Genomic DNA, 23,104 nt, shown 5'->3' with positions numbered 1-23,104 from the left:
CTGATTTATTCTTATGACCGACGGAGGGAAGCCGATACACTTCTATTGAAGGTCCCACCGCTACTACACATTTTACCCCCACCCTAATGTTCTCACCCCACACCCGCCGGGCGTTCCTCGGCTCCGCGCTCGCCGGCCTCGCGGCCAACCTCGCACCCGCCCAAGACGTCAAACCCGCTTCGACGAAATCGCTCGAAGAGGCCCCGTTCCAACCGTCCACGCTCTTTCTGACGTGGCACCGTGACCCGACGACGACGATGGTCGTCCAGTGGGTCGGCACCCGCGGCGAAACGCCGGACACCACGGTTTACTACGGCGAAACCGACGGCGATAGTTGGGAGAAGCAGAAGCCGATCGTGAAGCCCTACCACCCGGACACCGACTTCAAGGTCTTCCGGGCGGAGTTGACCGGCCTGACGCCGAACACCGAGTACGACTTCAAGATCGGCAAGAACCTTTCGCCGACCTACAAGTTCCGCACGATGCCCGCGAAGGCGACCGACACGATCAGCTTCATCTCCGGCGGCGACGCGGGCGTCAACCCGCACGCCATCGCGAACAACATCCAGGCCGCCCGGCAGAACCCCGATTTCGTGGTCATCGGCGGCGACCTCGCCTACGAGAATGGCAAGTCCACCGAACTCCACCTCGCGTTCCTGCGGAACTATAGCCGGACGATGATCGGCAAGGGCGGCCGGTTGATCCCCCTCGTCGCCGGCATCGGCAACCACGAGACCCAGGGCGGCTACAACCAGACGCGCGAGAGGGCTCCGTTCTTCTACTCGCTGTTTGACGGCCTCTACCCGGAGACGGGGTACAACACGCTCGACTTCGGCGACTATCTCAGTCTGGTGATGCTGGACACCGGCCACACCAGCGCGATCGGCGGCGAGCAAGCCGACTGGCTGGACAAGGAGTTGAAGGAGCGCGAAGACCACCCGAACGTGATGGTCGTGAACCACGTCCCGGCCTATCCGTCGTACCGGAGCATGACCGGCTCGAAGGCCGGCACGGGCACGGGCGAAGAGAACCGTCAGTACTGGGTGCCGCTGTTCGAGCACCACCGCGTGCCGGTGGTGTTGGAGCACCACGACCACACGTTCAAGCGGACGAAGCCGCTCATCAACGGCCTCGCCCACGACAACGGCGTGCTGTACCTCGGCGACGGCTCGTGGGGCCGCGTCAGGGCACCGCAACGGCCGGAGAAGCTCAGTCACCTAGCCATTGCGAAGGAAGACTATCACCTGACGTTGCACCGCCTGCAAGGTGCCGACCGCTATCACCTCGCGCTCGACGAGAACGGCCGCGTGATGGACGTGAGCCACAGCGGCCAACGGTTGAAGGGCCAGTTCGCCGTCGGCGGCCCACTGCCGAAGCCGAAGGGCAAATCGTAAGCAATGGCGAGCGGCCCGGCGTGAGCGGGCCGTGTCTGGAACTACCAGACACGGCCCGCTCACGCCACTACAAACTACTTCTTTTCCGCTGGAAACTCCCACAGGCCGACGCTGACGGTCCCGCTCTCCTCGCCGGGTTCGAGAACGAGCAACTTCGGCTCGGTCGGCGAGAAGGCCCAGAGGAAGTGCGGTGAGAATGGGCCGGCGGCGAGCGGTTTCTCGCGATTCGACAATGGCCACTTCTTGAGCACGCTTCCGGTCACCGTATCAATGATGAGCAAGAAGTAATCGCTGCCCGTGGTCGCACCGGACGCGACAAGCCGCCCGTCGAAGGACGCTTGAACCTCCGACAGGGTGTAGGTGTCGTTGGTGAACCGAAAGACTTCTTTCCCCGTCGCGGCGTCGTAGCTGACGACCGTACTCATCGGCTCGGCCGCATTTTCCGGCTCGGTCCGCGGTCTCGTCCCACCGCTGGGGTAGCCCCCGTTGCTCGGGCGGTGGTGTGCCCGGGTGCCGTAAGCGACGAGTAGCCGGTTGCCATCCCCGTCGAACTTGAGGTCTAGGAGGTCGAGGCTGTCGGGGATCTTGACGGTCCACGCCGCCCCGTCCGCGAGAACCTCGACCCGATAGAGGCGCGGAGTCGCGCCCAATCCGGTATTCCGGTCGGCCTTCTTGGGTTCGTCAACGACTATGCCCGCCACCCGCGAGAAGTCGCGGGCCGTGTGTAATACCCGGGCCGCCCCAACCGACAGCGTCTTCTTCGGCTCGCCGGTTTCGGCCGACCGCAGTACGAGTTTGCCATCCGCCTTCCCTTCGGCGGCCTTCTCGAACGTGGCCAGCGTCTTGCCGTCGCTGGTGTAGCCCAGTGCCTCGCTGTACTCTGGCTCCAGCGCCAGTGTGGTCGTCGGCTCGGCGTGCAGGACCACGCTTGGGTAGTCCAGCACCGGCTTGCCTGCTGCGTCAAAGACTGGCAAGAGCGTGGCCCGCTTTTGCGAGTTGATCCGCCCCGTCTGGCCGGACGTGATCGTGATCGAGCGGCCGTCGGCCGCCCAGCCCAGGAATTTCTCCTTCGGCCGTATCATCAGACCCGACACCGGCCGGGTCGACGCGAGGGCTGCCGCATAGAAGTAAACACCGTTGGAGGTAGTGTACCCGTACGACATCTTGTCGCCTTGCACAACTGCCGTCCGGACCTCGGCGGTGCCGTGGATGGCGAAGTAACGGCCGTCGGGCGTCCAACTCAACGCTTCCACCTTTGCGATTTGAAGATCGATGCTCTTCTTCATCTTCGGCACGCCGTACCGCACCACCTCCGGCGTCGGCTTCGTCTCGACCTTCACCTCGGCCGGTTTTGTCTCTGGTTTCGTTTCCGGCGGCTTCACCGGGTCGTCGGCCAACCCGATGCCGACCGCGGTGGCCGTCAGAACCCCGGTGCCCAGTAGTAACAACTTCCGCAGCATCGTCAGCCCCTCGTGTGTGAGTTCCGTGATCGGCTTCGCTACCGTTCCGCCGGCCGCCCACTGCACGGCGGTTTCGACCGTTTGTTGAATCAACGCCTCCGACACGCCGGCCGTCGTCATCGTTGCGAGTAGTGGAAGGGCGAGCGTCACGCCGCGACGGGCGAGGCGATCGGCCAGCCGCTTGCGGCCGGCGGCGAGGCGGCTGCTCAATGTGCCCTCGGGGATGCTGAGCTTCGCCGCCGCGTCGGTCCGCGACAACTGCCCCACGTCGCAGGCCAGGATCGCGTCCCGATACCACTCCGGCAGGGCGGCCAGTTCCTCGTCGAGTACCGGCCCCAGGTCGTTCATGGCACCGTCCGCAGTCGGCGGTTCCGGCACGGCCGCCCACAATTCCTCGCGCCGCCGGGCCGCCCGCCGCTTGGCCTTCTTCGCGATCCGCCACGCCACCCCGTACAGCCACGACGACAGCAACCGAGAATCCCGCAGTCGCCCGGCTTTCTGAGCCAGCACGAGGAACACCGCCTGAAACGCATCTTCCGCGTCGTGCGCGTGGCCGAGGGTTCGCCGACAGACGCCGAGGACGAGCGGGCCGTGCCGCTGCACCAGCACGGTGAACGCGGCCGCGTCCCGCGACTCGGCGAACCGCCGCAAGAGTTCCGCGTCGCCCGCGTCGTGTTCGGCCCGAATCCGCTGGAACAAGTTGGCCGCCCGGCTCACCGTCATGGCTCCTCCGAAGGTACTTCCCGCCCGGCGTGCGGCGCGTCGGACAAAATCAAAAAATCGATCCGGCCCGACGTTATCCTTCGAGTACGGCCGCCGTGGCCAGCCGTGCGAGGCACTGATCCAACTCGGCCCGACCGAGGCCCAGCGACTCGGCCAACTCGTCGCGGGTGGACCGGCCGTCGAGCCGGAGGAACACGTCGCGGTCTCGTCCCGTGAGCTTGCTCATCAAGTGAAATCGGTTCGTCACGCCCGGGTTCACGGTTGCCTCGCGACGGGCGAACGGGCACGCCCGTGGCCGTTCGCCGGGGGCGGTCGCGAACGACGGTTCGGCGGCGAACAGGGTCCACAGGTCGGCGGCGGCCCCCTGCGAGACGGCCGACGCCAACAGGGACGGGGCGATCGCCAGGCCGAAGGGCAAATCGAGGTCGGCCAGGTCCGGCAGGAACGCCTCCACCCGGAGTTTCCGGCCCGGGGCCGCGTGGACTCGCTGGAGTATTCGCCGGAAGAGGGGGTCGTGGACGGGGAAGGCCGGTTCTCCCTCCCCCCGCCGCACGGTGTCGAGCGGGGCGTCGGCGTCGGCGGAAGGCTCAAACTTGACCCGCGGGTGCAGCCATAGGGGCAGGACCAAGGCCGGATCCACCGCCCGGGGCACACTTCGGGATGCGTGGCAGATCAGGGATTGGCGGAAGTCCCGCTGTTGACGGAAGTCGAGGAGTTGTTCGACCCGGACGAAGTCCTTGCCCGCCGCGGTGAGCGCCGCCCGTTCCTCGCCGGGTTGGACGAAGGAGTTCTTGTAGTACTCCGAGTCCGAGACGTGTTGTAGGCCGTGGTCCGCCAGAAGGGCCGCGAAGTCGGTGAAGTAGAGCGGCCGGTTGAACGACGCCAGGTGTTCGGCGAGGACGTAGTAGTCCGGTTGATCCGCGAGCGCGGCGAGGTCCGCCTGGAGGGTGTCCGCGTAGTGCGTTCCGTCGGCCGGCAGGCTGGCGATGAACTGCCCGGCCGCTTCCTTCGCTCGCCGCACACGCTCGGCGGGCGGGGCGTCCGCCGGCGCGAACAGCAGCAACAGGTCGCGGAACGTGCCGCGCGTGCTCCACCCCGGGAGCGTGTTGTAACTCACGAAGGCGATGCCCTGAGGCGCGAGCCGGTCCCGGACGACCCGCAGCAAGGCTTGTTGCACGTCGGCCGGCACCCACGAAAAGACGCCGTGGGCGATGATGAAGTCGAACTCGCCGAAGGTTGCGTCCACTTCTTCGAGCCGCCCGGCCCGCAGATCGACGTTCGTCACGCCGAGGGCGGCCACCGCCTCGGTGCCGTGCTGAATCTGCTTGGCAGACAGGTCCACGCCGACGAGGCGGGCGTTCGACAGCGAGTGGCTCATCGCCAAGAGGTTGAACCCCGTCCCGCACCCCAGTTCGAGAACCCGGCACCCGGCGACCGGCGGCGGGGCCAACCCGCACAGGGCCGCGACGGCCGCCAGGTGGTTCGGGTGCGTGTAGAAGAACGTGAGGTCGCCGTAGAGGATTTCGTCGTAGAGGCCGCCAGGCTCGGACATGCTCATTTTCCTCACCGCAGAAGGGGAATCGTTGGCCCTGATCTTAACCATTTCGGAACCGGCCCGCCTGATAGAATGCCGTTCGGTAGGCCAGATTTGGGGGCACCATGATCGGCGCGATCGTCGGCGACATCATCGGGTCGGTGTACGAGAACAAAATATCCTGGATGTCGTCCAAGCGCGCCGACTTCGAGCCCCTGTTCTCCCCGAAAGCCCGGTTCACGGACGACACGGTCCTGACGGTCGCGGTGGCCGACGCCCTCTTGCACGGCCTCGACTTCACCGACGCGATCCGCGACTACTACGCCCGCTACCCCTCGGCCGGGTTCGGCGGGCAGTTCAAGCGGTGGGCCAACTCGGACAATCCCGAACCCTACGGCAGTTGGGGGAACGGCTCGGCCATGCGGGTCAGCCCGGTCGCGTGGGCGTTCGAGACGCTGGACGAGGTGCTACATCGGGCCAAGGACTCGGCCCGGGTCACGCACGACCACCCGGAAGGCGTCAAGGGCGCACAGGCGGCGGCGGCCGCAATCTTCCTGGCCCGCACGGGGGCGAGCAAAGAGGAGATTCGCCACGAGGTCGAGCGCCGGTTCGCCTACGACCTGTCGTTCAACTTGGACGACATTCGACCGTCGTTCGTGTTCGACGTGTCTTGCCAGGGGACCGTCCCGCCCGCGGTCGTGGCCTTTCTGGAATCGTCCGACTACGAGAGCGCCGTCCGGCTGGCGATCTCGCTCGGCGGCGACGCCGACACGTTGGCGTGCATCGCCGGTGGCATCGCGGCTGCGTTCTATGGCGGCGTGCCGGACGCCATTCGCCGACAGGCGGTCGAGCGCCTCGACGAATCGCTCTTGCAAGTGCTGACCGAGTTCGAGAGTCGTTACCCCGCCGCGGCCGGCGGGGGATGATCCCCTCGCTACAATAGCGCTCGCCCCTCCCATCCGAGGTTTCGCTCATGGCCGCGACTGTGTCCTCGCCCCGCCGGAAACTGTCTGCCCCGTCCGTCGCCGATCAGAAGATGCTCATCGGCGGCAAGTGGGTCGAGTCCGCTTCCGGCAAGACGTTCGCCACACAGAACCCGGCCACCGGCCAGACGATTTGCCAGGTCGCGGAGGGCGACAAGACCGACGTGGACCTGGCGGTGAAGGCCGCCCGCAAGGCTTACGAGGGGCCGTGGGGCCGGATGACCGGGGCCGAACGCGGCCGGCTGTTGAACAAACTGGCCGACGCCATCGACAAGAACAGTTACGAACTCGCGGCCCTGGAAACGCTCGACAACGGCAAGCCGATCGCCGACTCGATCGGGGCCGACCTGCCGCTGACGATCCAGTGCTACCGCTACTACGCGGGGTGGGCCGACAAGATCGTCGGCCACACGATCCCGCTCAGTGGCGATTACTTCTGTTACACGCGGCACGAGCCGATCGGCGTCGTCGGGCAGATCATCCCGTGGAACTTCCCGCTGCTCATGCAAGCCTGGAAGTGGGGGCCGGCCCTCGCCTGCGGCAACACGCTCGTGCTCAAGCCCGCCGAGCAAACGCCGCTGACGGCCCTGCGCGTGGCGGCGCTGGCGCAAGACGTCGGCTTCCCGGACGGCGTCATCAACGTCGTCCCCGGCTACGGCCCGACGGCGGGGGCGGCCCTCGCGTCGCACATGGACGTGGACAAGATCGCGTTCACCGGCGAGACGACGACCGGCAAGATCGTGATGACGGCGGCCGCGAACAGCAACCTGAAGCGGGTCAGCCTCGAACTCGGCGGCAAGTCGCCGAACCTCGTCTTCGCCGACGCCGACCTGGACGCCGCCATTGAGGGGGCGTACTTCGGCCTCTTCTTCAACCAGGGCCAGTGTTGCGTGGCCGGCAGTCGGCTGTTCGTCGAGGAGCGCATCTACGACGAGTTCGTCCACAAGATGCAGACGAAGACGAAGGCCCGCAAGGTGGGCGACCCGTTCGACCCGACGACGGAGCAAGGTCCGCAGGTGAGCCAGGAGCAGATGGACCGCATCCTCGGCTACATCGAGCACGGCAAGAAGGACGGTGCCAGGCTGCTGACCGGGGGCGCCCGCTCCGGCGACAACGGCTTCTACGTGCAGCCGACGGTGTTCGCCGACGTGCAGGACGACATGAAGATTGCGCAGGAGGAGATCTTCGGCCCGGTGATGAGCATTTTGAAGTTCAAGGACGTGGAGGAAGTGGTGCAGCGTGGCAACCGCAGTTGCTACGGCCTCGCGGCCGCGGTGTGGACGAAGGACGTGCGGAAGGCCCACGCGGTCGCGCACCGCCTGAAGGCCGGCACGGTGTGGGTGAACTGTTACGACGTGTTCGACGCGGCCGCCCCGTTCGGCGGGTTCAAGATGAGCGGTATCGGCCGCGAACTCGGGCAGTACGCGCTGAACCTGTACACGGAAGTGAAGACGGTCACGGTGGCGATGTGACCGGCGAATGGCACGACAAAGGCGAGCGGGGGCAACGGCCGCCGCTCGCCGGAGATTACTTTTTCGTGCCCAGGCCGGTTACCCCTTGCACGATCAGCAGCAACTCGTCGGGCTTGGCGTTGACGTCCTTCCCCCGCAGTTTGACCCCGCCGACTTGCATCTCGACTTGGGTCTCTTGGCCTCGCAGCATGATCCCGCCGATGACGACGGTTTCGCCTGACACGATGTGCAGGTTCGTTTCGAGGGCGTGTGATTCGATTGCGGTGGTAACGTCGCCGTTGTTCAGGTGGACGTAGGACGCCAGGGTGAGCGGTTCGTCCGAGCGGGTACCGTCAGCCTTCACCGTCGGCACGGCGACCGGCTTGCCGGTCACGCACGAGTATTGAATTTCTGCCTTCACGATCATGCTGCTGGCGTCGGCCGCGATCTTCGGCGTCATCCGCATGGTGATGCCGGCGGGCTGGTACGTCACCTTGCCCTTCACCACCTTCTCGCCTTTTTCTTCCGTGACGGTCAGCGGGCCGAGAACTTCGTAGTTTTGCCCAATCTGAAAAAACCCGGTCTGATCGTCCGTCAGGCTCAGTTGCGGGCGCGAGAGGACGTTGCACCGCTTGTCGGCCAGAAGGAGGGACGAGAGGAGCTTCGCCTCTCGCTTCGACAGCGCCCACCGGCGGGCGGGCTTCTTGGGATCCACGATCAGGCCAGCCGTCTCGGCGAAGTCGTGCGGCACTTGTACGAACACCGCCTGCACGAAGGCGAACCGTTCACCGGCCGTCGTGCAAAGGGCGGCCGCCGTAACCCTATCCTCCAATGACAAAAGAACCGTGCCGGGGGCGGTCGGCAGAACCGGGGGATTTGGGGCGATCGCCGGCGCTGGCGGCAGCGGCTTCGGCGGATCGGCTGCGAAAGCCGGGCAAGAAACGAACGCGGCAGTGAGGGCCGCAGTTAGCCGGACGAATGGGTGCTTCATGCGAAGACTCCGCGGGATCGAGATGATCGAACCCGCGCGAGATAGCCGCTCGCGAACGATGAGACAAGGCGAACCCGGCTCACTTGCAATGGATGAAGATTTTGTCCCCGCGCTCGAACTTGTAACACCCGGAATCCGACCCCTTCCAACCGTTGATCGTGGGCAACACGTCGGCCTTCGAGATGCCCAACCCGGCAGCGTCGCTCGGCAGGGTCAGCGTCAACGGGTTGTTCGTGCCGCCCACGATGGTCACCGTCGTGGCCGCCCCGCCCCCGGCGGGGATAACGTTGGAGTTCGTCCCGGCGTTGATCCCGGCCTTCCCTGGGTTCTTATTCCGGAGTGCTTCCACGGCCGAGACCAGCGGCTTGATCTGATTGTTCCACAACGTCGCGATCTCGGGGATACGCCTTTTCTTGGCGTCGGCCTTCTCTTGGTTTTTCTTCTGCAATTCGGCCGCCTTCTTCATCTCGTCTTGCTTGGCCGCCAGCGCCTTGGCCTCTTGCTCCTTGATCCGCTTATTGGTTTCGTCGGCTTGCTTCTTGAGCCGCTCGTGGTCGGCGCACAGACCCGATCCGGACGAGGTGCACCTGCCGGGCGTTCGCCGCCTTCAGCCGCAGGAGCGTGTATAGCACTTCTGTGCCGTAGTGGCCGCGGTCGGTGTAGTCGCCGAGGAAGATCAGGTGGTGCTTGGCGTCCCGCAGTTTGAAGCCGTCGAGAATCTTCTTTCGGTTTAACTCGTCCAGCACGCGCAGCAGCGAACGGATATCGCCGTGCAGGTCGCCGAGGACGACCGCGACGGCGTCGCTCGGCAGCACCAGCTTTTCGGCGAATGGCTGGAACGGCACGTCGGCGTCGCCGTACCACGACCGCGTGGCGTCGAAAAACACCTTCGCGTCCGGCGGCTTTCCGACCCAGGCGTCGGCCTTCGCGAGCGGCCCGCGGCGTTCCTCGACGTGGAACCCTTCGAGGGCCTGATCGAACTCGGCGAACGTGCGCAGCGGCAGGACCGCGTTGTCCGGCGGCTTCCCCCGGAGGGTGCGGTTGGCCGGCAGCTTGGCACACGCCGTCGCCCACGCCGCGTAGTCCGGCAGCTTCTCTTGGGCCGCTAACCGCGACAGCGTCAGGAACGCCACCATGAAGGCCGTCGCACGAATCATGGGAGCATTCCTCGACAGCAAGAGGGCGAACTACGGTCCTGGCTCTCAGGCACGCCGGGACGAAGTGGGTGCAACACTGGGTTGGCGTCTTCACCTACCCTTCTGCCGTTTGCGGCTTCAGTAGGGCAATTCCCCTATTCTTCGCGTCAATCACTTTGTCCGACCAGAGATCGGTATTACCCTGTAGGTATTTCTCGTACTGCTGCTGCCATTTCCCGACGCCGTACTTTCGATTCAGCATCTCGGTTATCCTCGGATGTCTCAGCAATATCGCGTAGGAGCAACACCTCGCGAATGTCGCGAATTCCGGGATCGGCGAGTCCAGCCACTCTTCAAGCCAGCCCAAGCCATCGAACTGTATCAACATTAACTCGACCTCGACCTCGATATTGAGGCCACGAACGACTAACTCTTCGAATTCCTCGGATGCGTCATCGACGACAGAAATGCGGTCGCCCTTCCAGGTACCGTGTGAGGAAAGAAGGATCGTCAGCGCACGCGAACCTCGCCCCTGGCCAATTGCCCAAAAGCGACCGTTGGAACCGAGGCCGCACGCGAAGAACTGATCCTTGTCGTGATTGACGTAGAAGTAGCTCAAGCCCATTTGTGACTCTCCTCGCCGCACTGGAGGTTATCCCAGCCGCCCGCATCGTGTCGTCATCGCGTTTTGTGCTCCCGCACCGAATTGAGGTTACGGCTGTCCCCGACGACTCACGGCCACGGCACGATTTCTACCGCGCCGCCCGGCGATCCCTCGATCGCCAAGCGGTGGCTGGCCAACAATCGCATCCCGAGCAGAGCCTCAGGCCCGACCGACATCGCCAGCACCGACACCCAGCCCGTCAGCCACTCCAACTCCGCTTCGTAGTAGTCCGTCTGCTGGGTCGAGCCGTCTGCCAGCACCGCCGTCCCGCCCGATTTCCACAGCAATCCGAGATTTGTCACGACTGCCGCCGGCAGCACCAACGCGCCGGTGAATCCGGTATCCACAACCAACTCGACATCCTGCACATCCCCGCCCGGCCCGCGTACCATCAAGCGGACGACCGGTTCGCGGCCGGCGGTCACCATTCCGCGGATCACCGGGCACCCCGCAGCCGGTGGGCGGCCGGGTACCCGGCCCGGACCAGCCACACCTGTGCCCCCGGTATCCGGCGGTGCAATCGAGAGACTGCCGCGTGGTCGTCCTCGTCCACCTCGAACGCACCGGACTCGACATCAATCGCTACGAACTTACCGTCATCCTCCGGGCGAAGGGCCGGGCGGACTTGGTGGACGAAGGCATCCTCGCCCCTGCGGGCGAGATCCTCGCGACTGAGACGCGGTTGGGTTGGAGACATTGGGTATCCTCACGGACGATCCGGCGACCACTTCACGATACACGGCCTTCTCAACCGTGTCATGCCACGCCGCCTCACACGCCCTCATACGTCCACGGCTTGCGCTGCTCGCGGGCGAGGTGCGTGTCTGCGTCCTTGTCGTTGACGAACACTTCCTTCGCTGGGTCCCACGTTAGCTTGCGGCCGAGGCGGAGGGCGATGTTGCCGAGGTGGCACAGCGAGGCCGTGCGGTGGCCGATCTCGGCGTCGCACAGCGGCGGTTTGCGGGACTTCACGCTGTCGAAGAAGTTGCCCATATGGTTGTCGCTCACCGGCAGCCGCACGTCGGTCGCGGCGAAGGCGTCCTTCAGGATCTCCGGCTTGCTCGCCTCGATCTTGCCGCGGGTGACGAACAGCCAGCCGTCCGGGCCTTCGAACTTCACGCCGATGCCCGTCTCGCCCGGCCCCGGCTTGCGGAGTTCCTGGCCGAAGATGTTGTGCGTCGTCGTCGTGTGACAGCGGTGCTTCACGCCGTTCGCATAGGTGTAGTCGATCTCGTACTCTGGGATCGTCGTGTACCCGCCTTCGATCGGCTTCGCCAGTATTTTGCCTTCGATCGTTTGCGGGCCGCTGCGGTCCAGGCCCAATGCCCACAGGGCGATGTCGTTGTGGTGGGCACCCCAGTCGGTGATGGTGCCGCCGCTGTACTCCCGCCAGAAGCGGAACCACAGGTGGCAGCGTTCCGGCGAGTAGTCGCGCTCCGGGGCCTGGCCCTGCCACATCTCCCAATTCAGCGTGGCCGGCGGCTTCTCGGCCTTCGGGGCCGGCTTGGCCGGTCCGGCCGGCAGAATGGTGGTGATCTGTGTGAGTTTGCCGAGGCGGTTGTTGCGGACGACTTCGCACGCCAGGCGGAACTTCGCATCGCTCCGCTGTTGGCTGCCGGTTTGCAGCACGCGGCCACTCGCCTTCACGGCCGCGACGAGCCGTTTGCCCTCGTCGATCGTGAACGTCAGTGGCTTCTCGCTGTACACGTCCTTGCCGGCCTTCAGGGCGGCGAGGTTGACGAACGTGTGCCAATGGTCCGGCGTGGCGTTGAGGATAATCGACACGTCCTTGCGGTCTATGACCTTGCGAAAGTCGCCGTACACCTCGGCTTTCGGGAAGGTCTTGGCGGCGTCCGCGGCGTGTTGCGAGTCCACATCGCACAAGGCAACGACGTTGCCGAACTTGGCCGCCTCGTTGACGATGCCCCGGCCACGGCCGCCGCAGCCGATGAGGGCGATCTTGGGCTTTTCCTCCTCGCGGGCGGAAGCCGTGAGCCACGCAGGCAGTAGAGCGGCCGTGGCAAGAGCCTGTCGGCGGGTGGGGTGGAGGTGGGACATGGTCAGTCTCGGAAGAGGGAGCAGGAGGGAATGCGAAGCAATCGTATTCGAACGGGCGGAACCGACCAAGCGAAAACGGCGGCTGTGGTATTCTCGCCTTCCAGCGATAGCTTTTGACACGACTTTCCGAAGCCGCTACGCTGGAGCCGTGATATGCCGGCGTTGTCTCAACAGTGGATTGGGATAACTTGTGAGCGGGGTCGTGAGTCGACCTACGACAGCATGACACATGACCAAGCGTTTCACCCGACTGCCGCAACTGAATATCAATCGTGAAGGGTGAGCGAGATTGTTCGACGGTGAGGATCGTCGATGTTTAGTGACGATGTCGAGACACGACTGCGGATCGTCGAATCTAACTACGGGCGAGAGTACGGGTGGTACGTCGAGCGCGACGGCCGACGGCTTGCCGCGCTGACCGAGCCTATCTCCTCCGACATGTTTTGGGTGCGCTACCGGGTCGAACCAGTCTCATCGTCAGCAGATGTCATCAACGCACTCTTCGAGGACGACTACTGGTGCTCGCCGAAGTACGTGTTCCGCAACCAACAGTTCCCGCACCATGTGATCGAAGGGATGGGGCCCGTCGATAGCGACCGCCGTCATGTAATGATGCGCTTCTTGTACATTGTCCCGCCGTTCGGAAGGTGGGAGCGAGTGCGGTACTTTTGGCGGCTGTGGCGGGCCGGCCGTTGAGGCGAGTGCGAATGACTACTTTCATCCGTGTTGTCCGGTGTCCGCCAGCGGCGTATGACGAACTTCGTCCGGCCCACACTTAGCCCAAGAGGACTGTCATGGGAAGTTCCAAGACTCCCGGCTCGCTCGGCACGGTCGCCGGGCCGGCCATCAACGACGGGACGACGGTGCGGGCCAAGTCGTCGCCGCCCGGGGTAATCGCCCACAGCCGCGACGAAAAGGCCGAGGCCGAGGCGAAGCCGGTCGAAACCAACGTCTACGAGATTCAGAAGACGACCGGGACGGCCCGGCGACTCAACGAGGCCGAGGTGCGGACCAAGTGCAAAGACCCGAATCTCGCCGCCCGACTGCAATCGCGGAAGTTCTTCATCCTCCACGGCGGGCACCTGACGCCGTCCAGCCAGGACACCATTAACAAGATCAACGACCCGTCGCAGTGCGAGCGCATCGTCGGGTTCGCGGTGCGGAAAATCCAGGCCGACGCCGTTGCGGCCGGCGGGAAGTTCCTCGACGGGTACTACGTTGGGTTCGCGAAAGCTGTCGTGGAAGCGGCCATCTCGTTCACGCCCAAGAAGCCAGACGACGGGGTCGCCTTGGCCGGCGAGACGTTCGGGTTCGAGGTCGGCGACCGGCCGAGTGTGCTGCCGGCGTACCAAATCTACGACGCCATCGCGCGGGCCGACGACGAGAACGGGTACGACAAGGTCCAGCACTTCATGCGGTCGATGTACCTCCAGTACAGTTCCGGCTCGGACGTGACGGACGTGTTCCAGTACGCGAAGGAGATTCGCGACGAGGTCAAAAGCTGGTTCGGCGGCGGGCAGGGGTACAACGGCAAGGACATGCTCGCGAACAACCGCGGCCAAGCCTACGGCCAACAACTCTATGCGAAGTACCACCCGATCCGCAATTTCCTTCGTAACCTGGATTGAAGCGGTCAGATCGGCCTTTCGATGCGCTCCAACCAACTGCGAACGATGGCGTTGAACTCGCTCGCTGTTTCCAGGTTCGGCAGGTGGGCGGCCGTCGGGATCACTTCGAGTTGACTGCCGGCGATGGCGGCGGCCATGCCTTTTGCGAGCGCCGGCGGCGTGATCGGGTCGTGTTCGCCGACCACGATTAGCGTCGGCACGCGAATCTGACCGAGCACCGGCCGCGAGTCGGGACGATCTCGCATGGCCTTCTGTGCGGCCACGATGCCGGCGATCGGTTGGGTGGCCCCAATCCGGCGGGCCTCGTCGACCACGGCCGGCCGGTTCTGCCGCGTTGTGTCGCTGAGTTGCTTCGGCAGTAGTCCGTCGATGACGGTCGCGGCCGTCAGGGTCGCCGCGGCGTCAATCATCTTGTTCCGACCGGCCTTAGCCGCGTCGTCGTCCGGGTCCGCCTTAGTGTCGTTCAGCAGCAGGCCGCGCAACCGTTGTGGGTACTTCCGCGCGAAGGCGAGCGCAACGTACCCGCCCATCGAGCAACCGCCAAGGACGATCGGCTCGGTGAGCTTGAGTTCGCCGAGCAGTTCGGCCACGGCGTCGGCCATCGTCTCGGTGGTGAGATCGTCCCGTAGAGGAGATTGCCCGAAACCGGGCAGGTCCGGCGTGATGAGGCGGAAGGCGTTCGTAAGTGTCATCTGCGGCCGCCACATCTCACTGGAGAAGGGGAAGGCGTGCAGGAGGACGACCGGCATCCCCTCGCCGGTGGAGGTGTGTGAGAGTGTCATGTTGGCGATACCGGCAACGATGATGCCAAAAGAGTCGGGCACTCACCACGCGAGTGCCCAACTCTGTTACGCCGCGGCGTTGTTGCTGCGGGGCATTTTCACCGTCTGGTCCTGATCGCCCATCAACTCGTCGAGGATTTGCCCCTGCTGTTCGAGCATCCAGTGGACCTGCCGGTGGCGGGCCGACGTTTGCGCTTCCAGGGCGGCGAGGCGGTCGCTGAGTTGGTTCTGCAACTCGCGAATCTGCCGCAGGGCCGGCCCCTGGGTCGCGGTCATTTCGGAACCGAGGGCGCGGATGGCGGCCGAGATTTCCGCGTTCTGCCCGGTCAGGTGGCGAACCGTCCGCGGCATGACCACCGCGTGCTTGACCATGCGCAACCCCTTGCCAACGCCCGGCGTTGACAGCAACTTCGCCCGCACCCGCTTGGCCGTGGCCTTCACCATCTGGCGGAAGGTCTTTGACGGTGGGGGCACGACCGGTTGCACGGCCACGACCACCGCTTGCGGGTCGGGGGGCGGGACGAAGTTCGCCAGCCAGCTCGTGTCGGTGCCGCGCGATTTCGCTTCGTCACAGGTGACGAACTGCTCGACGATGGCCCGGCGGTCGCCGTCGGCCTCCAGGTGGGCAACGAACCACCGGATGCCGCTCGCGTCGGCCGGCCGCCGAAGGATCAGATCGTAGAGGCCGCGGACGAACTCTTCGTTCGGGACGTGCCAGAGCTTTTGCAACGCCCGCACCGAGTCGCCGCCGGCCCGGAACTGCTTCGAGAGCAGTTCCTTCGTCGCCACTTCGGCGATCTCAGTCGAACACCCCGCCGCGTCGCGGATCAGGGTCTTCAGCCGTTCCGCGACGGCGTCCGGGTCGGGCGTGCGGCCGGAGCCGTTCGACCGCCACTGTTTGATCACGCCGCGGAAGCAGTCGAGCGTGTTGCGGACCATCACGTCCGTCGAGAATTTCTTCTCGAACAACTCGCGGGACCGGAGGCCGAACTGCTCGCGGAGGGGGGCCGATCCGAGCAACTTGCGGAAGGCAGCGGCGAACGACCGCGGGTCTTCCGGCTCGGCGAAGAAGCCGTTGCCCCCGTGCTCGACGATTTCGACCATGCCGCCGACGCGACTGGCCACGACCGGCTTCCCGAACATCATGCCTTCCGTCAACACCAGGCCGAACGACTCGTACCGGCTCGGCAGGACGACGATGTCCGCGTCGGCGTAAGCCTGCAGGACCTCGGCGTCGCTCTTTTCGCCAGCGAAGAGGATGCGGTCGCGCAGTTCGGGCTGCACGGCCATCTGCCGCTCGTGCTCGCCGATGGCGTTGTCGTTGCCGGACGGGTTCAGTTTGCCGACGAGGACGAGTTCCGCGTCCGGGAATTCCGGCAGCACCTCGTAGGCCGCCTTGAGCAGCACGTCTACGCCCTTGCGGGCCTCGATGCGGCCGACGAACAAGATGCGCGTCCGGGCGGTCTTCGGGCGCTGGCGGTGGACGTTGTGCCGCTCGTCGCGGGTGCCGATGTGGACGACGTGCTCGCCGAGGGCCGTCACCGGGCCGAAGTCCTCGCGGGCCTTCGCCAGAATCGCGTGGCTGATGCCGTGGATGAACTTCGCCGAGCGGGCGGTCGCCGTTTCGAGGGCGATCATGCCGGCGACCTGGGCCGCGTCGGTGTTCGTGCCGCCCATCCCGGCGATCGTCTTCATCGACGTTTGCAGCGAGAGTACCGTCGGCCAGCGGTCGTCGAGTTGGCTGATCGCCCCCTCACACAGCCACATCGGGCCGACGGCGAGGTCGACGCCGTGCAGATCGTGGATGCGCCGGACTTCGTGATAGACGTTGGCGACGTGGGTGAAGTTGTAGCACAGCGGCATTTGGCGGAATTGCTCGTCCCGAGGCTGCACGTCGGCGACCCGGTGCATCCACACGCCGTCTTCGAAGTCGACGGTGTGCTGGCCGTTGGCCGAGTGCGTGACCACGTGAACTTGGTGCCCGGCGGCCGCGAAGCCGTGGGCCATGTCCGCGAAGTACCGGCCGACGCCGCCGCACGCCGGCGGGAACTCCCGCGTCATGAAGCAGATCGTTAGCCGTTCGCCGGCCGGGTGCAGCGTCGGGAACGGCTTGAACTCGTCCACCGGGGCGGGCGGCAGGTGGCGGATGGGCCGGGCCTTCATCAGCCCTTGCCGCACGCCGAAGTCCATCGCGTCTTCGGTCCGCCGCATGTAGTGTTCGAACTGCTCGTGGGTCATGCGCTGGGCGTCGAGGTTCGCCCGGCCGCCGGCCTTCACGATGTTGACGTACTTCGTGACCTCTTCCATCACCTCGCTGAACGTCCGCGTTTGCATGCCGTGGCGGACGGCGAACGTGCAGTGATTCTTCACCGTGCTGTACGGGTCGAGGACCACTCGCTTCTGGTTGCGGATGTGGCTGGGCAGGTACTTGTGGTGGACGGGGGCGTTCGGCAGCGAGGCCATCTGGTAGCCGGCGTCGATGCCCCGCATGCAGACTTCGACTTCGTCGAGGTAGTACTCGATCTCCTCGTTGAACCCGCCGATCTCGACGAGCAGGTCGCGGCGGAAGCTACAGTTCGTGCCCTGGAGGTAGATGAACGGGTCGGCCCCGGGGCGGTTGTAGGCGTCGAACGGCGGCTTGATGTCGAACCGCGTGGTGGCAATGCGGGAGCAGACCGAGTACTGGTACTGGAAGGTGACGCCGGAGTGGTCGTAAACGATGCCGCCGGCCCCGCCGATCTCGGGGTTGTCGTAGGCCGCCGCGAGTTCGGCAATCCAATTCGGCTCGGGGATGGCGTCGTCGTCGATGAACGCGACCACGTCGCCGGAGGCGTGGGCGATGCCGATGTTCCGGGACTTCGACAGGTGAACGTCGGGGCACGAATAGGCCCGGACGCTGTCGGCGAATTCCTTCAGGACTTCTTCCGTCTCGTCCCGACTCGGGCCGTTGACCACGACGACTTCAAAGTCGGAGTAAGTCTGGTACCGGAACCCAAGTAACGTATTCCGAAGGCTCTTGCCCCGGTTGTACGTGTTGATGACAACACTCACTCGCATGGCCGATGGCTCCTGCCAGGGGCCGCCTTATGGCGGGTGTGCTTCAACTCATTTGCCCCCCAGAAACATCGGCAAGAGCGGGGGGCAACTTCTGCCGTATCTTCGGCAAATCCCCAAAACGCGAAAGTCGGGTACAGTCGTCAAGAGTTGCGCTCTCCGGCGCAGGCCGAAAAATCGGCGCAGAGTGCCTAAGCTCGCAATGTCAGGCACCGACGAGCGTGTTGAAATGGATCAGTCGATCATTCCGCGTACAGCAGGTACGCCTTCCGCCGCTCGCGGAAGGCTTCCTCTTCCGGCTCCCACTGCTTTGCGATGTCGTGCCAGCGTGCGCCGGCTTCGATCATCGTTCGTTCGCGGTCGCTGCCGAAGAGTAGGTCGATGGCCGGGATGTGGTCGACGAACTCGTACCGCTCAGTCCGCCACCGGAAGCGGTCGCCGAGCAGATCGCGGAAGGCGATCAGCACCGCGAGGCCGGTGCGGACGGGTTGGAAGCCGGCCGTCGGGACAACGAACACACCGCCGCAACTCTGGCCGGCGTGCTTCTGGAACGTCGGCCGGAACGTCACCGGCAGGAACTCGACGCCGGCCGGGCTGTCCTTCCGCAACTGATCCGCGAGTTGATTCGAGTTCACGCCCGGGAAGCCGACGTACTCGAACGGCCGCGTGGTGCCGCGGCCTTCGCTCAGGTTCGTGCCTTCGTACAGGCAGCCGCCGGGGTAGACACGGGCCGTGCCCACCGTTGGCATGTTCGGCGACGTCGGCAACCAGAAGTGGCCAATCCGCCCCTGACAGGGAATTACCGTCAGGTTCGCTTCTGGCACCCGCTCAGCCTGATACAGTTTCGCCAGTTCACCCATCGTCAGGCCGTGGCGGATTGGGACGGGGTGCACGCCAACGAAGCTCTCGAAGCCGGCCCGGATCGTTGGGCCTTCAACCTCGCGGAGGAGCGGGTTCGGCCGGTCCAATACCATCACCGGCAGGCCGATCTCGGCACACGCCTCCAGGCAGTACAGCATCGTCGCCTGGAACGTGTAGTACCGGCTGCCCACGTCTTGCAGGTCGATCACCAGCACGTCGAGGCCAGCCAGCATGGCGACCGTTGGCTTGAGGCTGGCGAACGTGTCGCCGTAAAGCGAGTAGACCGGAACCGCGGCGGGCGGCCCGGCGACGGGGATGAGATCTTGGGCATCGCCGGTGAACCCGTGTTCGGGGCCGAACAGGGCGACGAGGTTGACGTTCGCGGCGAAGAGTTCCGTCGCGGACCGAAGGCCGTTCGACAGGGCGGCTGGGTGCGTGACCAGGCCGACCCGCTGGTTCCGCAGCGGGTCGAAGCCCTGGCGTTGGAGCACGTCGAGGCCGGTCATCATCGCGGTTTCGCCGCCTTCACGTACTTGTCGAACCACGCGACCTGCTCGGCCAGGACGTGTTCGATCGTCTCCTTCGCGGCGTAGCCGTGCGACTCGTGCGGCAGCAGCACCAGGCGGGCAGTGCCGTTGTTGCCGCGGATCGCTTGATACAGCCGCTCGCTCTGGACCGGGAAGGTGCCGGGGTTGTCGTCCGCGGCCCCGTGGATGAGCAGGATCGGTTCGTTGATCTTCGTGACGTTGTTGAACGGCGACATCGTGGCGTACACGCCAGGGGCCTCCCAGAACGTGCGGCGCTCGTTCTGGAAGCCGAACGGCGTGAGGGTGCGGTTGTACGCCCCGCTGCGGGCGATGCCGGCCCGGAACAGGTCGCTGTGGGCCAGCAGGTTCGCTGTCATGAACGCCCCGTAGCTGTGGCCGCCGACGCCGATGCGGTCGCGGTCCACCGGCCCCATCTCCACGGCCTTGTCGATGGCCGCCTTCGCGCTCCCGACGAGTTGCTCGACGAACGTGTCGTTCGCCTTGTCCGGCGGCCCCACGATCGGCACGCTGACCTCGTCCATTACGACGTACCCTTGCAGCAGGAAGAACAGGTGCGAGTACCCGGCGATGGTGGTGAAACGGTTCGTGCTGCCCGTCACTTGTCCGGCGGTGTCGGCGGTGTTGAACTCCCGCGGGTAGGCCCAGAAGATCGTCGGCCGCTTCTCGCCGTCCTTGTAGTCCGGCGGCAGGTAGAGCGTGAACGACACCGGCACGCCGTCGGCCCGCTTTGTCGTCACGAGTTGTTTCTTGATCCCCCGCAGCACGGGGGCCGGATCGACGAACGTGGTGATCGCTGTTTCCTTGTCGCCGACGCGGTAGAAGTAGTTGCCGGGGTCGGTTGGCGACTCACGGCGGACGAGTAGCTTCGTGCCGTCGTCGGTCAGCGGCGTGGCCGTGGCGTACTCGCCGTCGCCGCATTGGAACAGTCGTTCTGGGCGGTGACCCAGATCACTCGGATCACACCGATCGAGGAACGGACGATCGCCCTTCGGCGAAGCCCCTGAACCGGCGAAGAACACCTTCTTGTTCACCGACCAGAGGGCCACGCGGCCGTTCGGCATGCGTTTGGAGAGCGGTGTACCGGGATCGTTGTAACGGTCCTGAATGGACCGCGAGAAAAGGATCAGTTTGAACACGTCGGCGTCTGCCGTGTCGGGCGTCGAGAGGTTAACGGATACGGTCCGCGACCATCTCCGATCACGGTCATAGTCGGTTAGCCAAGCCCGGTCACCGTCCGGCATGAATTGAAGACCCGAGAAGCGATGTTCGACGCGGTTTTGTAGGGCCGCATCGCCGACGAACGGCGCACCGAGTTTCACCACGATGTCACGCGGGGCGACTTTCACTTTCGGATCGCCGCCGTCTTGGGCTTCAACCCAGTAAAGTGTGGCGTCCTTCGTCGGAATCCAGGCGACGTTCCGCGGGCCGGTCGGCACGCCCTCGATCGGCACCTTATCCTGGAGCGGCAGGTCGGCGATCGTCCGCACGACCTTCGCGTTCTCGTCCCAGACTTCGACCACTTTCGGGAAGGACGAGGCAGGATAGAGGTACGAGAACGGCCGCTTCAGCCGCGTGACGAGCCGATATTTGCCGTCCGGCGAGTGCGAGGAACTCGTGTACAGCCCCGGCGGGCCGCTCGGCTGAACGGCACCCGTCGCGAAATCGACAACAGCCAATTGCGACGTGGCGAAGTACTCGAAGAGAGCCTCGTCGTGGGCGTTCTGGAGCATGTCCTGGTACGTGCGAACCGGCCCGGCCTTGCCCGCCGTTTCTTGAATCGTCGGCCCCAACGGGGCGAGCGGAGCTTCGGGAACTTTGCCGCGGTTGGCGGGGACCGTTCGCACCTGAATGCGGTTGGAGTCGGCCAGCCACAGGATCGGATCGCCGAGCGTGGCGTTCAGCGTCACGCCGGGAATCTTCCGCAGCTTCGCCGTTTCCACGTCGCCGACCCAGAGCTCGATCGCGTCGTCGGTTGTGACGGCCAAGGCCAAACGCTTGCCGTCCGGCGACCAGTCGGGGATGCCGACCTTGCCTTTCGGCAGTTCGATCGGCCGCGGGTGGCCGCCTTCCACCGGCATCAACGTGAGGGCCGTCACCTTCGCCGGACGGGCGGGGCCGCTCGTCTTCGGGTTCAGGCGGAAGCCGGCGAGCCGGAGTTGCGGCTCCGCGAGTTCGGCAATGCCTGGGTAGCGGGCCGACTGGATCAGGAGCAGCGTGTCGCGCGTCGGATTGAGGCTCACGCTCGGCGGCAGGTCGGCGTTCAGTACGTCGAGGATGGCCTGCGGCGGCTTCTGGTACGTCGCCTGCCCGGTCACGTCCTGGGCGACGAGCGCGAACAGCGCGAGGCTGACGGCGGCCTGGGTGGGTGTCATGTCTTCATCTCCGGTCATGAGTCGATCCGTCGGGGCCGAGAGGATGTCAACAGTTTAGGTCGTTCGACCCGTTGGGTCGAACGCTAACCGCGTTCGTGGAAGTCACGCCCCGTCCCCTCGCTCAAACTCCTGAAACTCTCATTCGGATTAAAACTTTCGGGGAATCGACCACCCGACCTCTCGGAACGGTACTTTGCGAGCTATCCCCTCCCAAACAGGAGCTCTCCATGAATCCGTCTTGTACATCGTCTCGCATCGTTCGCTGGCCGTTGGTCGCGCTTGCGTTGGCTCTCGCTCCCAGCCTGAATGCCCAGGCGCCGGTCGCCGAGAAGACGATTACGCTCGCGTTCGAGAACAAGCCGTGGAGTGAGGTTCTTGACGGGTTCGCGAAGGAAAGCGGGCTGGTGATGATCGCGACCGAGAAACCGACCGGCACGGTGACGATCACAAGCGCCACGCGGCAGACGATTGCGGAAGCCATCGACCTGCTCAACGAGGCACTCATCCCGAGGAAGTTCATCTTGTTGCGGATCAACGCGACGACTTTCACGATTCTCTCGGCTGACGAGAAAATCCCGGATAATTATGTGCAACGGATCAAGCAAGACGACCTCAGTTCACGGGCTTACTCCGAAGTCGTGGAGGTCGTGATTCAATTGAAGGGATTGAAGGCCGAGGAAGCTCTCGATCCGGTCAAACAGCGGCTGGGTCAGTTCGGTGAAGTGAAGGTCATCGATGGAAATCGGCTGCTCATCCGAGATACGGCTGGCAACATTCGCACGATCATCAAGGACGTGAATCGGCCGTGCGAGTCTTACGGCGATTCGTTGGCCTACACGTGTCAGTCCATTCTCGCCACGGACGCGGTTCTCCTCCTAACGAAATTGTTGAGTGACAGGTCTACGACGGTGCTGCCTCTGGGCTCGCCAAAGTCGCAGGACGACAACGGTCGAACCCGGCTGATCCAGATCACGGCCAACGACAGGACGAACACCATTATCATCACCGGCCCGCCCGATAAGCTCGCCACGGCCGAGAAACTATTGAAGGAACTCGACGCCTGCCCGCCGGGGCAGAAGGAGTATCAGCCCTCCGAGCCGACGCTCAAGATTTACGCCGTGCCCCCGGGCACGGCCGAGACGTTGGCCCGCGTGCTGAACGAGTACCACGCCGGTTCGAAGTTCGTCCGCATCGCGGCAATTCCCGGCAAAGACGAAGTCATGGTCCTCGCGCCGGCGTGCGTCCATGTTCGCCACTTCCCGCCATCGCCGGTTGTCGTGCCGATGGCCCCATGCTGCCCACCGGTTATCGTGCCGATGGCCCCGTGTTTCTGCCCGCAATCTGCCCGCGTGGTGATCGTAACGCGAACACCGCGGCCGTGCTTGCTGGGGCGGTTCCGTCGGTGAACGCCACCCGGCGGCTTACGCCGCTCGGCTCGCCGGGGCGGATCGTGTATCATCACTTC

19 protein-coding genes are annotated in these 23,104 nt (G+C 65.0%); 6 read left to right on the top strand and 13 right to left on the bottom strand.

Features of this window, described 5'->3' with window-relative positions; all coding sequences use genetic code 11:
* Positions 1–86: 86 nt before the first annotated feature.
* Positions 87–1,394: a purple acid phosphatase family protein gene (locus PX52LOC_RS06625; RefSeq protein ID WP_149109345.1), complete on the top strand. Its 1,308-nt coding sequence runs from the start codon at positions 87–89 to the stop codon at positions 1,392–1,394.
* 74 nt (positions 1,395–1,468) lie between these two features.
* Here PX52LOC_RS06625 and PX52LOC_RS06620 read toward each other — a convergent pair whose 3' ends face one another.
* Both PX52LOC_RS06620 and PX52LOC_RS06615 read right to left on the bottom strand, forming a co-directional pair.
* The gene (locus PX52LOC_RS06620; RefSeq protein WP_149109344.1) at positions 1,469–3,577 is read right to left on the bottom strand and encodes an RNA polymerase sigma factor; all 2,109 of its coding nucleotides are present in this window, start codon (positions 3,575–3,577) and stop codon (positions 1,469–1,471) included.
* Positions 3,578–3,650: 73 nt separating this feature from the next.
* Positions 3,651–5,129 (bottom strand): methyltransferase domain-containing protein, encoded by a 1,479-nt coding sequence (locus PX52LOC_RS06615; RefSeq protein WP_168218841.1) that lies wholly within the window; start codon positions 5,127–5,129, stop codon positions 3,651–3,653.
* Between the two features lie 107 nt (positions 5,130–5,236).
* Between PX52LOC_RS06615 and PX52LOC_RS06610 the strand changes: the two genes are divergently transcribed.
* Positions 5,237–6,037 (top strand): ADP-ribosylglycohydrolase family protein, encoded by an 801-nt coding sequence (locus PX52LOC_RS06610; RefSeq protein WP_149109342.1) that lies wholly within the window; start codon positions 5,237–5,239, stop codon positions 6,035–6,037.
* Between the two features lie 47 nt (positions 6,038–6,084).
* Positions 6,085–7,566 (top strand): aldehyde dehydrogenase family protein, encoded by a 1,482-nt coding sequence (locus PX52LOC_RS06605; RefSeq protein ID WP_149109341.1) that lies wholly within the window; start codon positions 6,085–6,087, stop codon positions 7,564–7,566.
* 55 nt (positions 7,567–7,621) lie between these two features.
* Here PX52LOC_RS06605 and PX52LOC_RS06600 read toward each other — a convergent pair whose 3' ends face one another.
* The 7 genes from PX52LOC_RS06600 to PX52LOC_RS06570 form a co-directional block, all read right to left on the bottom strand.
* The gene (locus PX52LOC_RS06600) at positions 7,622–8,536 is read right to left on the bottom strand and encodes a type II and III secretion system protein (protein ID WP_149109340.1); all 915 of its coding nucleotides are present in this window, start codon (positions 8,534–8,536) and stop codon (positions 7,622–7,624) included.
* A 79-nt stretch (positions 8,537–8,615) separates the two neighbouring features.
* Positions 8,616–9,002 (bottom strand): hypothetical protein, encoded by a 387-nt coding sequence (locus PX52LOC_RS06595; protein ID WP_149109339.1) that lies wholly within the window; start codon positions 9,000–9,002, stop codon positions 8,616–8,618.
* A gap of 49 nt (positions 9,003–9,051) precedes the next feature.
* Positions 9,052–9,693, bottom strand: coding sequence for a metallophosphoesterase (locus PX52LOC_RS06590; protein ID WP_149109338.1), 642 nt, complete (start codon positions 9,691–9,693; stop codon positions 9,052–9,054).
* Positions 9,694–9,787: 94 nt separating this feature from the next.
* On the bottom strand, positions 9,788–10,297 hold the full coding sequence (locus PX52LOC_RS06585; RefSeq protein WP_149109337.1) for a hypothetical protein: 510 nt from the start codon (positions 10,295–10,297) through the stop codon (positions 9,788–9,790).
* 107 nt (positions 10,298–10,404) lie between these two features.
* Complete coding sequence (locus PX52LOC_RS06580) at positions 10,405–10,776, bottom strand: hypothetical protein (RefSeq protein ID WP_149109336.1); 372 nt, start codon at positions 10,774–10,776, stop codon at positions 10,405–10,407.
* Complete coding sequence (locus PX52LOC_RS06575; protein ID WP_149109335.1) at positions 10,773–11,033, bottom strand: hypothetical protein; 261 nt, start codon at positions 11,031–11,033, stop codon at positions 10,773–10,775. The genes PX52LOC_RS06580 and PX52LOC_RS06575 overlap by 4 nt, the downstream gene beginning before the upstream one ends.
* Before the next feature lie 74 nt (positions 11,034–11,107).
* Entirely contained in the window at positions 11,108–12,394 is a 1,287-nt protein-coding gene (locus PX52LOC_RS06570; RefSeq protein ID WP_149109334.1) for a Gfo/Idh/MocA family protein, read from the bottom strand.
* Between the two features lie 312 nt (positions 12,395–12,706).
* Here PX52LOC_RS06570 and PX52LOC_RS06565 point away from each other — a divergent pair, with 312 nt between their 5' ends.
* Positions 12,707–13,090, top strand: a complete 384-nt coding sequence (locus tag PX52LOC_RS06565; RefSeq protein WP_149109333.1) for a hypothetical protein — start codon at positions 12,707–12,709, stop codon at positions 13,088–13,090.
* A 98-nt stretch (positions 13,091–13,188) separates the two neighbouring features.
* The gene (locus PX52LOC_RS06560) at positions 13,189–14,022 is read left to right on the top strand and encodes a hypothetical protein (RefSeq protein WP_149109332.1); all 834 of its coding nucleotides are present in this window, start codon (positions 13,189–13,191) and stop codon (positions 14,020–14,022) included.
* Positions 14,023–14,027: 5 nt separating this feature from the next.
* Here the strand turns inward: PX52LOC_RS06560 and PX52LOC_RS06555 are convergent, their stop codons facing one another.
* The 4 genes from PX52LOC_RS06555 to PX52LOC_RS06540 form a co-directional block, all read right to left on the bottom strand.
* A complete protein-coding gene (locus PX52LOC_RS06555) occupies positions 14,028–14,804 on the bottom strand; it encodes an alpha/beta fold hydrolase (RefSeq protein ID WP_149109331.1) in 777 nt (258 codons plus the stop codon).
* A gap of 66 nt (positions 14,805–14,870) precedes the next feature.
* Complete coding sequence (locus PX52LOC_RS06550) at positions 14,871–17,861, bottom strand: glycosyltransferase (protein ID WP_149109330.1); 2,991 nt, start codon at positions 17,859–17,861, stop codon at positions 14,871–14,873.
* Positions 17,862–18,100: 239 nt separating this feature from the next.
* On the bottom strand, positions 18,101–19,264 hold the full coding sequence (locus tag PX52LOC_RS06545; protein WP_246173664.1) for an exo-beta-N-acetylmuramidase NamZ family protein: 1,164 nt from the start codon (positions 19,262–19,264) through the stop codon (positions 18,101–18,103).
* On the bottom strand, positions 19,225–21,639 hold the full coding sequence (locus tag PX52LOC_RS06540) for a S9 family peptidase (RefSeq protein ID WP_168218840.1): 2,415 nt from the start codon (positions 21,637–21,639) through the stop codon (positions 19,225–19,227). The genes PX52LOC_RS06545 and PX52LOC_RS06540 overlap by 40 nt, the downstream gene beginning before the upstream one ends.
* Positions 21,640–21,866: 227 nt before the next feature.
* On the opposite strand from PX52LOC_RS06540, the gene PX52LOC_RS06535 reads away from it, so the two are divergent.
* A complete protein-coding gene (locus PX52LOC_RS06535) occupies positions 21,867–23,045 on the top strand; it encodes a secretin N-terminal domain-containing protein (protein WP_149109328.1) in 1,179 nt (392 codons plus the stop codon).
* The last annotated feature ends 59 nt before the right edge of the window (positions 23,046–23,104 follow it).

The sequence above is a fragment of the Limnoglobus roseus genome (assembly GCF_008254045.1).
Taxonomy (GTDB): domain Bacteria; phylum Planctomycetota; class Planctomycetia; order Gemmatales; family Gemmataceae; genus Limnoglobus; species Limnoglobus roseus.
The sequence above is the reverse complement of the archived record's forward strand: the minus strand, read 5'-3'. Positions and strand labels throughout refer to the sequence as shown.

Excerpts from the sequence above, each read along its gene's own strand:
- PX52LOC_RS06575 (WP_149109335.1), bottom strand. The coding sequence starts at position 11,033 with ATGTCTCCAACCCAACCGCGTCTCAGTCGCGAGGATCTCGCCCGCAGG.
- PX52LOC_RS06600 (WP_149109340.1), bottom strand. The coding sequence starts at position 8,536 with ATGAAGCACCCATTCGTCCGGCTAACTGCGGCCCTCACTGCCGCGTTC.
- PX52LOC_RS06590 (WP_149109338.1), bottom strand. The coding sequence starts at position 9,693 with ATGATTCGTGCGACGGCCTTCATGGTGGCGTTCCTGACGCTGTCGCGG.
- PX52LOC_RS06620 (WP_149109344.1), bottom strand. The coding sequence starts at position 3,577 with ATGACGGTGAGCCGGGCGGCCAACTTGTTCCAGCGGATTCGGGCCGAA.
- PX52LOC_RS06535 (WP_149109328.1), top strand. The coding sequence starts at position 21,867 with ATGAATCCGTCTTGTACATCGTCTCGCATCGTTCGCTGGCCGTTGGTC.
- PX52LOC_RS06585 (WP_149109337.1), bottom strand. The coding sequence starts at position 10,297 with ATGGGCTTGAGCTACTTCTACGTCAATCACGACAAGGATCAGTTCTTC.
- PX52LOC_RS06595 (WP_149109339.1), bottom strand. The coding sequence starts at position 9,002 with ATGAAGAAGGCGGCCGAATTGCAGAAGAAAAACCAAGAGAAGGCCGAC.
- PX52LOC_RS06615 (WP_168218841.1), bottom strand. The coding sequence starts at position 5,129 with ATGTCCGAGCCTGGCGGCCTCTACGACGAAATCCTCTACGGCGACCTC.
- PX52LOC_RS06570 (WP_149109334.1), bottom strand. The coding sequence starts at position 12,394 with ATGTCCCACCTCCACCCCACCCGCCGACAGGCTCTTGCCACGGCCGCT.
- PX52LOC_RS06605 (WP_149109341.1), top strand. The coding sequence starts at position 6,085 with ATGGCCGCGACTGTGTCCTCGCCCCGCCGGAAACTGTCTGCCCCGTCC.
- PX52LOC_RS06625 (WP_149109345.1), top strand. The coding sequence starts at position 87 with ATGTTCTCACCCCACACCCGCCGGGCGTTCCTCGGCTCCGCGCTCGCC.
- PX52LOC_RS06565 (WP_149109333.1), top strand. The coding sequence starts at position 12,707 with ATGTTTAGTGACGATGTCGAGACACGACTGCGGATCGTCGAATCTAAC.
- PX52LOC_RS06540 (WP_168218840.1), bottom strand. The coding sequence starts at position 21,639 with ATGACACCCACCCAGGCCGCCGTCAGCCTCGCGCTGTTCGCGCTCGTC.
- PX52LOC_RS06610 (WP_149109342.1), top strand. The coding sequence starts at position 5,237 with ATGATCGGCGCGATCGTCGGCGACATCATCGGGTCGGTGTACGAGAAC.
- PX52LOC_RS06560 (WP_149109332.1), top strand. The coding sequence starts at position 13,189 with ATGGGAAGTTCCAAGACTCCCGGCTCGCTCGGCACGGTCGCCGGGCCG.
- PX52LOC_RS06550 (WP_149109330.1), bottom strand. The coding sequence starts at position 17,861 with ATGCGAGTGAGTGTTGTCATCAACACGTACAACCGGGGCAAGAGCCTT.
- PX52LOC_RS06555 (WP_149109331.1), bottom strand. The coding sequence starts at position 14,804 with ATGACACTCTCACACACCTCCACCGGCGAGGGGATGCCGGTCGTCCTC.